General features: G+C 70.3%; 7 protein-coding genes. 4 read left to right on the top strand and 3 right to left on the bottom strand.

Annotated features, from left to right (window positions below; genetic code table 11):
• Positions 1–60: 60 nt before the first annotated feature.
• Together QNO07_RS26540 and pdxR are read right to left on the bottom strand one after the other, a co-directional pair.
• Positions 61–525, bottom strand: a complete 465-nt coding sequence (locus QNO07_RS26540; RefSeq protein WP_283995060.1) for a DUF6193 family natural product biosynthesis protein — start codon at positions 523–525, stop codon at positions 61–63.
• Between the two features lie 345 nt (positions 526–870).
• Positions 871–2,412, bottom strand: coding sequence for a MocR-like pyridoxine biosynthesis transcription factor PdxR (pdxR, locus tag QNO07_RS26535; RefSeq protein ID WP_283995058.1), 1,542 nt, complete (start codon positions 2,410–2,412; stop codon positions 871–873).
• A gap of 29 nt (positions 2,413–2,441) precedes the next feature.
• On the opposite strand from pdxR, the gene QNO07_RS26530 reads away from it, so the two are divergent.
• The 4 genes from QNO07_RS26530 to QNO07_RS26515 all read left to right on the top strand — a co-directional run bounded on the left by QNO07_RS26530 (position 2,442) and on the right by QNO07_RS26515 (position 6,909).
• Entirely contained in the window at positions 2,442–3,350 is a 909-nt protein-coding gene (locus tag QNO07_RS26530) for a methyltransferase domain-containing protein (protein WP_283995056.1), read from the top strand.
• A 79-nt stretch (positions 3,351–3,429) separates the two neighbouring features.
• Complete coding sequence (locus QNO07_RS26525) at positions 3,430–4,902, top strand: glycosyltransferase family 87 protein (RefSeq protein WP_283995055.1); 1,473 nt, start codon at positions 3,430–3,432, stop codon at positions 4,900–4,902.
• A gap of 83 nt (positions 4,903–4,985) precedes the next feature.
• Positions 4,986–6,266: an MFS transporter gene (locus tag QNO07_RS26520; RefSeq protein WP_283995053.1), complete on the top strand. Its 1,281-nt coding sequence runs from the start codon at positions 4,986–4,988 to the stop codon at positions 6,264–6,266.
• A gap of 130 nt (positions 6,267–6,396) precedes the next feature.
• The gene (locus tag QNO07_RS26515; protein WP_283995052.1) at positions 6,397–6,909 is read left to right on the top strand and encodes an LppU/SCO3897 family protein; all 513 of its coding nucleotides are present in this window, start codon (positions 6,397–6,399) and stop codon (positions 6,907–6,909) included.
• Between the two features lie 203 nt (positions 6,910–7,112).
• On the opposite strand, the gene QNO07_RS26510 is transcribed toward QNO07_RS26515, so the two are convergent.
• A complete protein-coding gene (locus tag QNO07_RS26510) occupies positions 7,113–8,591 on the bottom strand; it encodes a CCA tRNA nucleotidyltransferase (RefSeq protein WP_283995051.1) in 1,479 nt (492 codons plus the stop codon).
• Between the last annotated feature and the right edge of the window lie 2 nt (positions 8,592–8,593).

The raw sequence follows: 8,593 nt of genomic DNA, 5'->3' as shown, positions 1-8,593 counted from the left end.
CGCCATCCTCGCGGTCATGCAGAAACGATCTTCACTCCCCAGAGCGTAGATCGGAAACGCTCAGTGGCTGGTGAACGGAAGCAGCTGGCGCAGCTGTGGTTCGGCATGCGCAAGCTCGGCAACCTTCAGCGTCCGATGGGCGAGCTCCCGGCGGTCCGAATCTCGGCGCAGGCATTCAAGGAGCAAGCGCCACTTCACCGCGACCGCCTCGGCCGGACCCTTTTCATGGGCTTCGGCCAGCTCGGTGACCTTGACGAATGGGCTCACCTCGCGGATCTCTTTGAGCCTCAGGCCGTTCCGCCATGCCTCCAGGGCCCGCGCCATCTCGCCCAAGTCCTGAGTCGCGCCCGAGACCAACTGCACCCCCATGGACCAACCGCTGAAGATGAACCACCGCTCCACAGACCCCAGGCTGATCCAGCACGCCTCACGGTCAGCCACCGTGCTCTCGACGCCTGCCGTCCGGAGCGGGTTCGAATCATCCACAAGAACCCTGCCTAGGGAGAGACCGAGCTCAGCAGCCACGGCTTCCAGCGCTCCGGCGAAGCTGCCGGCGGACGCCAGGTCTGGATACAAGGAAGCGTCGGCCGGGAGTGGCTCGTGCCGGGCAGGGGGGGCGCGTTCGAGGTCACCGAGGCAGTCTCCCTCGTGCTGAGGAATCTGCCACGTCCGTGAGATTGATCAAGCTCGTCACGCTGTGAGACTCAAAGAGAAGCTGCAGGTCAACGCGATGCTCTATGACACGAACCGCGGGATCCTACAGGCTGCCTGTGGGGCCGCATTCCCCGTGTCGGAGTCTCACAGCCGATGCCTCCTGCCCTCCCGCCGCAAGCGACCACGGCACGGCGACCACCGCTGGGCAGTCACGGCTCACGGCAGACGGCGGAGAGCGCGGGCGAGCAGGCTGACGCCCAGCTCGATCCGGTCGGGTGCGGTGGCCGCGTAGCCGAGGACGAGGCCCGGCGGCTGCGGCGCCAGGCTGTGCCAGGAAAGCGGCTGGGTCTTGACGCCCTCGGCGAGAGCCGCCGCCGCGAGGTCGCTGTCCGCGCGTGAGGTGGGGAAGGTGACCATCAGGTGCAGCCCGGCGGCGGCGCCGTGCACCCGGGCCGAGGGAAGGTGGGTACGCAGCGACGCGATCATCGCGTCGCGCCGGCGCCGGTGGTGCCGACGCAGGTGCCGCAGCAGCCGGTCCAGCTCACCGGACTCCATGAGGTGGGCGAGCACGAGTTGCGGCAGTACGGCGCTGCCCAGGTCGGCGCTGCGCTTGGCCTCCGTCAGCGCTTCACGGTAGTGCGGCGGCGGCAGCGCCCAGCCGATCCGCAGCGCCGGGGCGAGGATCTTGGAGATGCTTCCGGCATAGCAGACCTGGCGGGGCAGCAGGGAGCGGAGCGCGGCGACGGGAGCCCGGTCGTAGCGGTGCTCCGCGTCGTAGTCGTCCTCGACGACCAGCCCGCCGCTGTCGTCGGCCCAGCTCGCCAGTTCACGGCGGCGCTGCCCGCCGAGCACCACGCCGGTGGGGAACTGGTGGGCCGGGGTGAGCAGGACGGCGGGTGCGCCGCAGTCCCGCAGGACGTCGACCCTGACGCCCTGGGCGTCCACGGGTACCGGCAGGATGCGCAGGCCCTGCCGGCTCAGGTGCTGGCGGGTGCCCAGCGAGCCGGGATCCTCCGCGGCGATCTCGGTGACGCCGTCCTCGTGCAACACCTGGCCGACCAGGGTCAGGGTCTGGGCCGTCCCGGAGACGACCAGCACCTCGTCGGGGTCCGCGCGGATGCCGCGGTTGCGTCCGAGCCAGTGGGCGACGGCTCTGCGCAGGGCGGGGGCGCCCCTGGGGTCGCCGTAGCCGAGTTCGGACGCGGACAGGGTGCCGAGCAGGGCACGTTCGGCACGCAGCCAGGCCGCGCGGGGGAACGCCGAGAGGTCGGGGAGACCGGGCGAGAGGTCGATGCGGGCGGGTGCCTCGCGATACCGCTCGAAGATGTCCGCGCCGGGGGTGATGCCGAACAGGTCCTGCGCGGCCGGCACCGTCACCTGCGAGGTCGGCAGCTGTGAGGTCGCCACCCGTGAGTTCGCCGCTCGGGTGGGGGCGGGGAGGCCGATCGCGGCCGGGGGGCCGGTGGGTGCCGCGACGACCACGGTGCCCCGGCGTCCGCGGCCTACGACGTGGCCGTCCTCGGTGAGCCGCCGGTAGGCCTCGGTGACCACCCCGCGGGAGATGCCCAGTTCCGCCGCGAGCACCCGGCTGGGCGGCAGTCGGCTGCCCGCGGGCAGCCGGCCGTCCGCGACGGCACCGCGCAGCCGGTCGGTCAGCCAGTCCGCCCGTCCCCCGGTCGGGGCGTCGGCGAGGTGCAGTTGGAGGAAGTCCGCACCGGTTGTGGACCCCTCATCCAAGCCGTCTTTGGACCTGTTCACGGGTCCATGCTCCCAGCCAGGGTGATGTCATGACGACTTCGCACACCTCCACTTCGCCCACCCGCTCGACGCTCGCACCCGATGCGCCACCCCCGGCCCCCAGGCCGCTCACGACCACCGTCTCCCCGGCCGCCTACGTGCACGGTTACTCCGTCCGGGAGAGCCGGCGGCTGGCGGACCAGGCGGACACCCTGGCCGGGCTGCTTCACGCGGACACCTTCTTCCCGGCCGGCAGCAGCGTGCTGGAGGTGGGGTGCGGGGTGGGCGCGCAGACGGTTCACCTGGTGAAGGCCGGGCCGGGGGCCCGTTTCGTCGCGGTGGACCGTTCCGCGGACTCCCTGGCGCGCGCCCGGTCACATGTGGCCGCGCACGTACCGGAGGCCGACGTCGAGTGGTACCGGGCCGACCTGTTCGAGCTGCCGTTCCCCGACGACGCGTTCGACCATCTCTTCGTCTGCTTCGTCCTGGAGCACCTGCTCGATCCGGCAGGCGCCCTGGTGGCACTGCGGCGCGTCCTGCGGCCCGGCGGAACCCTCACCGTGATCGAGGGGGACCACGGGTCGGCGTTCTTCCACCCCGACAGCCACCGGGCGCGTGCGGTGGTCGACTGCCAGGTGCGGTTGCAGTCCGCCGCCGGCGGTGACGCCCTGATCGGGCGGCGACTCGAACCGCTGCTGACCGCTGCCGGATACACGGACGTCGAGGTCCGCCCCCGCACGGTGTACGCCGACGACGCGCACCCGGCTCTGGTGGAGGGGTTCACCCGGAACACGTTCCTGCCGGTCTTCGACGCGGTGCGGGAGCAGGCCCTCGCGCAAGGACTGGCCGCGCCCGAGGAGTGGGACGCGGGGATGGCCGACCTGCGCCGGATCGGCGACCGGGGCGGCGTACTGCACTACGCCTTCCTCAAGGCGCGCGCCGTCGCTCCGGGTGGCTGACGCGCGGCCCGCCCTGTTCCGGTGAGCCACTGGGCGGCCCTCCCTCGCACAGCAGGGGCCGTAGGGCAGGATGAGCACCATGACCAGCGTGCGTGACGACCACCCCGTCCGGCCCACCCAGCAGGACGAGGTCGCCGCGGCCGGAAGTGCGTTCCTCGGGGGGCCGGTGGGCAGGCGGGCCCGGCTGGGGGAGAACTGGTGGACGCCGGTCCGGATCACGGCGCTCGTCGCCCTGGGCATGTTCGCGCTCGGCATGGTCCAGAAACTGCCCTGCTACAACGGGGGTTGGTTCTTCGGACAGGGCAGCCAGTACGTGCACGCCTGCTACTCCGACATCCCGCACCTGTACACCGGCCGCGGCTTCGCCGACGGGATGATCCCGTACTTCGACCGGATCAGCGAGCAGTCCGGAGGTATGGAGTTCCTGGAGTACCCGGTGCTCACGGGACTGTTCATGCAGGTCGCCGCCTGGCTCACGCCGGGCTCGGCCGAGATGGTGCAGGAACAGCAGTTCTACTGGATGGTCAACGCCGGCATGCTGATGGTGTGCACCGCGGTGATCGCGGTGTGCGTCTCCCGTACCCACCGGCGGCGGCCGTGGGACGGGCTGTTGGTCGCTCTGGCGCCTGCCTTCGCGCTCACCGCCACCATCAACTGGGACCTGCTCGCCGTGGCACTGACCGCGGCGGCCATGCTGATGTGGTCACGCAGCCGCCCGCTGGCCTTCGGTGTGCTGCTGGGCCTGGCCACCGCCGCCAAGCTCTACCCGGTACTACTGCTGGGCCCCCTGCTGGTGCTGTGCTGGCGCGCCGGACGCTGGCGCGCCTTCCACTCCGCTCTGGGTGGCACCATCGCCGCCTGGCTCGCGGTGAACCTGCCGGTGATGTACTTCGCACCGGAGGGCTGGGCGAAGTTCTACACCTTCAGCCAGGAACGCCCAGTCGACTTCGGCTCGATCTGGCTGATCATCTCCCAGCGCACCGGCAACCCACTGGACGACGCCAACACCTACGGCACGCTCCTGATGCTGCTCGGGTGCGCCGGGATCGGCGCTCTGGCGCTGTGCGCCCGGCACCGTCCGCGCTTCGCACAGTTGGCCTTCCTGGTGGTGGCGCTGTTCATCCTCACCAACAAGGTCTACTCGCCGCAGTACGTGCTGTGGCTGATCCCGCTGGCCGCGCTGGCACGACCCCGGTGGCGGGACTTCCTCATCTGGCAGGCCTGCGAGGTGGTGTACTTCCTCGGCATCTGGCTCTACCTGGCCCACACCAGTGGCGGTGACAACAGCCAGGGCCTGCCGCAGGAGGGTTACCAACTGACCATCGCCGCCCACCTGATCGGCACCCTGTACCTCTGCGGTCTGGTGGTGCGGGATGTACTGCGACCCCGGCACGACCCGGTCCGCCAGGACGGCTCGGACGATCCGAGCGGCGGCGTACTGGACGGGCACCGGGACGCCTTTGTCGTCGGGCATACCGTTCACGGTGGCCGGACCGCCAGCGACTCGAAGGAGACGGAACCCGTGCGCTGGGGGAGCAGCTCAGCGGACTGACCGCCGGTGCGGACGGGCGGCCGGTGCGGACTGACTGCCGATGTTTCACGTGAAACACGACTCGAGGGGCGGGATTCCGCAACATGACGCCGGGACGCACGGGTCTGGTCCAGGACGCACGCGTGCTCCTGCGGTTCACCGACTTCAGGCGCCTGCTCGCCGTTCGACTCCTGTCCCAACTCGCTGACGGCGTCTACCAGGTCGCACTGGCCTCCTACGTGGTCTTCTCACCTGAGCGAGAGACGTCGCCGGGTGCCATTGCCGCCGCCATGGCGGTGCTGCTGCTGCCCTACTCGGTCCTGGGGCCGTTCGCCGGCGTACTGCTGGACCGCTGGCGGCGCCGGCAGGTGCTGTTCTTCGGCAACCTGTTGCGCGCGGTGTTCGCACTGGGTACCGCGGTGCTCATCCTTGCTTCGGTGCCGACCTGGCTGTTCTACCTCTCCGCACTGTCGGTCACCGCTGTCAACCGCTTCATCCTGGCCGGCCTCTCCGCCTCACTGCCGCGGGTTGTCGACGCCGATCGGCTGGTGATGGCCAACTCCCTTTCACCCACTGCGGGAACTCTGGCGGCCACCGCAGGCGGTGCCATGGCTCTGGGCACACGACTGCTGATGCCCGAGGGGGTCGGAGCGGACGCCGTGGTGGTGGTGATCGCGGCAGCCGTATACCTGTTGGGCGGACTTGCGGCGCTGCGCATGGCGAAGGAGCTGCTGGGCCCGGAGGCGGACCAGGTGCAGCCACGGGTACTGGCAGCGGTGGCCGGGACGCTGAAGGGACTGGTGGCCGGCCTGCGGCACCTCGGGGAGCGCCGTCTGGCCGCCGAGGCGCTGGCTGCCATGGCAGCGATGCGCTTCTGCTACGGCGCGCTCACCGTGATGGTGCTGATGTTGTGCCGCCATGCCTGGGCCGAGGACGTGTCGCAGGGCATGGCCCTGCTCGGTCTGGCCCTGGGCATATCGGGGCTTGGCTTCTTCGCCGCCGCCGTGATCACGCCGTGGGCGGCCAAACGCTTCGGCCGACTCGGCTGGATGGCCCTGTGTGCGGCGTCGGCTGCCGTACTGGTCCCGGTGCTCGGCCTGACCTTCGAACCGGGCCCGGTGATCGCTGCGGCCTTCGTACTGGGCCTGGTGACCCAGAGCGGGAAGATCTGCACCGACACCGTGGTGCAGTCCACCGTGGACGACGGCTACCGGGGACGGGTCTTCGCGCTCTACGACATGTTGTTCAACGTGGCGTTCGTCGGTGCTGCGGCGGTCGCCGCGGTGATGCTGCCCCCGGACGGCCGGTCTGCGGCACTGGTGCTCTCCGTCGCCGGGCTCTATGCCGTCATTGCCGTAGCTGTCGCGACATTTCGCCGCGGCTGACTGTCACACCCTCGCCACATCCGTGCCACAGCTCCGCTCTGGCCACTGTGTTGTCAGCCTTTATGGATAACTTACGGGGGCCGCCTCGAACACGGCGACGATTCAGCCATCCACCTAGGGGGACCCCTTCATGTCCACGCCGCCCACCCCGCCCCAGGATCCCAACACCGAGCAGCCGCAGGGCCAGAACCCTTTCGCCCAGCAGCCGCAGGGCCAGGGCCAGAACCCCTACGGCCAGCCGGGCCAGCAACACGGGCAGCCGCAGCACGGGCAGCCGGACTCGTCCGGCCTGGGTGGCTTCCCGGGCGGCGGCGCCCAGCCGCAGTCCAACGGCGGCAAGGCCAAGAAGCTGCTGCGGTTCGGCATCCCGCTGGTGGTGCTGTCGATCGCCGTGGGCACGTACTTCTTCAACAAGACCGACGCGGAGAAGGTCAGCACCGGCGACTGCATCTCGGTCAAGGGCTTCACCGAGGTGGACGTCAAGCAGGTCGGCTGTGACAGCGACGACGCCACCCACAAGGTGCTGAAGAAGGTGGAGGGCGACACCTCCCGCGCCGCCTGCGAGGGTGTCGACGGTGTCTCCCAGCAGATCTACACCAAGGAGAGCAGCAAGGACTTCTCCCTCTGCCTCGGCCGTGCCTGACGGTCGGCCGCAGAGTCATGGGCTTAGGCGCGCCGACCGGGCGCACTGAGGCAGCCGCTGCTGCCGAAAGGGCGGTGTTTCACGTGAAACACCGCCCTTTGCGCACCTGCCGCCGGCCCACCGCACTCCGGCCACCGCTCAGCGGCACGTGGGGCGCCAGCGGTACCGGGAGCGCGACCCTGCCGACCGCCGCCGGCTCAGCCCTACTGGGCGGCCCACCACTGCTTCAGTGCCGTCTCGGCGTCCTCACGGGCCATCGGTCCGTGCTCCAGCCGCAGTTCCAGCAGGTACTGGTAGGCCTGGCCGATCTGCGGACCGGGACCGACGTCCAGGATGCGCATGATCTCGTTGCCGTTCAGGTCGGGCCGGATGGCGTCCAGCTCCTCCTGCTCCGCGAGCCGTGCGATGCGCTCCTCCAGGCCGTCGTAGGCCCGCGACAGCGCGGTTGCCTTGCGCTTGTTGCGGGTGGTGCAGTCCGATCGGGTCAGCTGGTGCAGCCGGGACAGCAGCGGACCCGCGTCGCGCACGTAGCGGCGGACCGCGGAGTCCGTCCACTCGCCCGTGCCGTAGCCGTGGAAGCGCAGGTGCAGCTCCACCAGCCGGGACACGTCCTTCACCAGCTCGTTGGAGTACTTGAGCGCGGTCATGCGCTTCTTGGTCATCTTCGCGCCCACCACCTCGTGGTGGTGGAACGAGACCCGGCCGTCCTTCTCGAAGCGCCGAGTCCGGGGCTTGCCGATGTCGTGCAGCAGCGCCGCCAGCCGCAGAGTCAGGTCGGGACCGTCCGTCTCCAGGGCGATGGCCTGCTCCAGCACGGTCAGCGAGTGCTCGTAGACGTCCTTGTGCCGGTGGTGCTCGTCCCGTTCCAGCCGCAGCGCCGGGATCTCCGGCATCACCCGCTCCGCGAGGCCGGTGTCCACCAGGATGCTGAGCCCCTTGCGCGGGTTGTCCGAGAGCACCAGCTTGTTGAACTCGTCCCGGACACGCTCCGCCGAGACGATGTCGATGCGCTCGGCCATCGACTCCATGGCGGCGAGCACCTCCGCGTCGACGTCGAAGTCGAGCTGCGCGGCGAACCGGGCGGCACGCATCATGCGCAGCGGGTCGTCGGAGAAGGACTCCTGGGGGGTACCCGGGGTGCGCAGCACCCGGTCGGCAAGATCGCGCAGCCCGTCGTGCGGGTCGACGAAGATCTTGTCCGGCAGCGCGACGGCCATCGCGTTGACCGTGAAGTCGCGGCGGACGAGGTCCTGCTCGATGGAGTCGCCGTAGGACACCTCGGGCTTGCGGGAGGTCCGGTCGTACGCCTCGGAGCGGTACGTGGTGATCTCGATCTGGTAGTCCTGCACCTCGCCGTCGGCGCCGCCGGCCTTGCGGCAGCCCACCGTGCCGAACGCGATCCCGACGTCCCAGACCGCGTCGGCCCACGGCCGCACGATCGCCAGGACCTGCTCCGGGCGGGCGTCGGTGGTGAAGTCGAGATCGTTGCCCAGCCGCCCCAGCAGCGCGTCCCGTACCGAACCGCCGACCAGCGCGAGCGAGAAACCCTCCGCACGGAAGAGTCTGGCAAGGTCGTCGGCTACCGGCGACACCCGGAGCAACTCGCTCACCGCCCGGCGCTGCACCGCGCTGAGCTCGGAGGACGACTGCGGGACGTGGCTGTCTGTGTTGGCGTTCGGCACAA

Source organism: Streptomyces sp. 549, from assembly GCF_030124175.1.
Lineage (GTDB): Bacteria > Actinomycetota > Actinomycetes > Streptomycetales > Streptomycetaceae > Streptomyces.
This window is presented reverse-complemented; position numbering and strand designations above follow the sequence as displayed.